Source organism: Candidatus Desulfatibia sp., from assembly GCF_036446775.1.
GTDB lineage: Bacteria > Desulfobacterota > Desulfobacteria > Desulfobacterales > UBA11574 > Desulfatibia_A.
Window position 1 is genome coordinate 1 of record NZ_JAZFTO010000098.1, and the last position, 2,657, is coordinate 2,657.

The 2,657-nt window shown below is 46.6% G+C and carries 4 protein-coding genes; 3 read left to right on the plus strand and 1 reads right to left on the minus strand.

The features are described from left to right. The 3 genes from V3S16_RS04525 to V3S16_RS04535 all read left to right on the plus strand — a co-directional run. Positions 1 to 468: hypothetical protein (locus V3S16_RS04525; RefSeq protein ID WP_413883487.1), on the plus strand; the 468-nt coding region annotated here is incomplete at its 5' end. Positions 469 to 598: 130 nt separating this feature from the next. Then, complete coding sequence (dapA, locus tag V3S16_RS04530) at positions 599 to 1,474, plus strand: 4-hydroxy-tetrahydrodipicolinate synthase (RefSeq protein WP_413883488.1); 876 nt, start codon at positions 599 to 601, stop codon at positions 1,472 to 1,474. Between the two features lie 179 nt (positions 1,475 to 1,653). Beyond that, positions 1,654 to 2,094 carry an NUDIX domain-containing protein gene (locus tag V3S16_RS04535; RefSeq protein ID WP_413883489.1) on the plus strand — a complete coding sequence of 147 codons (441 nt, stop codon included), beginning with the start codon at positions 1,654 to 1,656 and terminating at the stop codon, positions 2,092 to 2,094. Between the two features lie 71 nt (positions 2,095 to 2,165). Here V3S16_RS04535 and V3S16_RS04540 read toward each other — a convergent pair whose 3' ends face one another. After that, a complete protein-coding gene (locus V3S16_RS04540) occupies positions 2,166 to 2,528 on the minus strand; it encodes a hypothetical protein (protein ID WP_413883490.1) in 363 nt (120 codons plus the stop codon). Positions 2,529 to 2,657 lie beyond the last annotated feature (129 nt).

Genomic DNA, 2,657 nt, shown 5'->3' on the forward strand with positions numbered 1-2,657 from the left:
ACTTCACCAAAGGATGCTTATACCAAAGCAGGAATAAATCTTGTTGAGACAGATAAGCCCATCTTTAAAAAAAGACCTAAAATTATCAAAAATAACCAGCAAGGAGCATATAACCAATCACAGAAATATAGAATGAGAACTAATTTCTCTAAGTTTTCTGATAGTATTGAGATAATCCTTAATAATTCATCCAAGGCTTATTCTTTGATCCCATTACCAAAGGAAGCAAGGCAATTCTTCCCAGGATTTAAAGTGAAATTCATATTAGAAACTGATGTGGGGAATTTATCACCACAAGTTACTTCTGCTCCTGCAGGAACTGAGTATGGTGATCTTATGGCTGGAAATTATATTCAAGGCGGATTAAAAGAGTGGTATGATTCGCATTCGGAATTGAAAAATGGAACCACACTTATTATTTCAGTAATTGAACCTCAAAAAAGATATTCTCTAAAGATTAATCAATAATTGGCGAAGAAAAAGGGGACGGTTCTTTTTTGCCGCCCTTTAATTTTTCGCCCTAAGCAGGCAACCACACACTTGGTCAAAACTGCGGTAATCGATTATACTGTGCGTCTAATTAAGGAGGTATTGCATCATGTTCAAGGGTTCGATACCGGCAGTCGTTACGCCATTCGAGAATGGCAAGGTGGACGTCGGACGTTATGCGGAACATCTGGAATGGATGATAGAGTCCGGTTCCCAGGGCGTCGTTACGTGCGGCTCCACGGGCGAATCGGCCACGCTTTCGCACGACGAGCACAAAGATGTAATCGGCATTACCGTAAAAACGGTTAACGGCAGGATAAAAGTAATAGCCGGCACGGGGAGCAATTCCACCGACGAGGCAATCGACCTGACAAGGGCGGCAAAGGACCTCGGCGCGGACGGCGCACTATTGCTCTCGCCCTATTACAACAAGCCCACGCAGGAGGGTATCTACCGCCATTACATGAAGGTGGCCGACTCCGTGGAAATCCCGCAGATACTTTACAACGTCCCCGGCCGCACCGCCTCCAACGTATTGCCGGAAACGGTCGCGCGCCTTGCGGTGCATCAGAACATAGTCGGCATCAAGGAGGCCACCGGTTCGCTGGAGCAGGCTAGCGACGTGCGCGCCCTTTGTCCCGAAGCCTTTTTGCTCCTTTCGGGAGACGACGCGATAAACTACCCGCTCCTTACCGTCGGCGGTTCCGGCTCGATTTCGGTAACGGCCAACGTCATGCCCGTGGAGATGGCGAAAATGCACGATTTGTTTTTCGACGGCAAACTTGACGAAGCGCTTGAAATACATTTCAAGATGCGTGAGGTTACCAAAGCGATGTTTTTCGAGACCAATCCCGTGCCCGCAAAAACCGCCCTTGCGATGATGGGCAGGATAAAAGAAGATGTGCGCCTGCCGCTTTGCGGAATGTCTGAGGCAAACAAAAAGCGGCTGGAGGAAGTCCTGAAAAAATATTCGCTCGTCAATTAAATTGCTGAAAAAATCCGTCCTGGACTTTTTCAGCTGCGCCTTGGCCGAAATAAATTCGCCCAAGCCTCTCAAATTGCTTGGCCTTTGTCCTACGCAATTTGGGCAATCCATCCATGGATTGCTTAACAGGCTGCCTTTTCAGCCGCCTGTTAGTGCTCTAACGCGGGAGATGCCTTGAAATGGCCAAGAAAAAACTTATCTGCCCGCAATGCGGCGGCGAAGTGGAGACTTTTAAAAATCCATTGCCGACGGTCGACATAATAATCGAAACTGGAGATGGCATAGTTTTAATCCACCGCAAAAACGAACCGCGCATGTGGGCGATTCCCGGCGGGTTCGTCGATTACGGCGAATCGGTGGAAGACGCCGCGGTAAGGGAAGCAAAAGAGGAAACGGGCCTCGATGTAACGCTTGTGCGCCAGTTCCATGCGTATTCCGACCCGTTGCGCGACAAGCGCGGCCACACTATTTCCGTCGTCTTTATCGGGAAGGGTAGCGGTACGCCGAAAGCTGCCGACGACGCCGACGACATTGGGGTATTCAATCAAAAAAACCTTCCGGGCGAACTTGCGTTCGACCACGCCGTAATTCTTAAAGACTATTTCGAAAAGAGGTATTAACCCAAGCCGCCAAACGTCGCGCCCTATATTTAATAAAGCCTATTTGGGCAACGGTCCGTCAAGGCCCGACTTTAGTTTTCTTTGTCCATGTCTTCAATCTCTTTTTTAATTGCTCGATGAGTCTTTAATATATTGTCCTTTATTTTTTTTGTAATCTTCCCTGGCTTTTTTCTATTTTCGTCAGGGTCGCCTGAATCAACTTTTTTGGAAGAATCCTTTACCTTATTACGAGCTTTTTTTATATCGCTCTTAAGTTTTTTCATTGTTGATTTAAAAGATTCTTTAAACTTTCCCTCCCCTCCATAAGCGAAATGAGGCTGTGCCAGCGCAGAGCAGGCAAATATTGTTACTGCAACAATGTAAACTAAATGCTGCTTTTTCATAAATTCCTCTGATTTATATTTCCCGGATGACCCCATTTCACCATGCCCCATTGGCGTAATCCTACTATATGTGATAAGAACTTTCAGAAAAATTCGGTATTTGAATTAAATCTTGTAGGTTTCTATCTGATCCATCGGGATAGGGCCGTCCTTGCCCCAAAGGGGCGATATCTCGCGGGT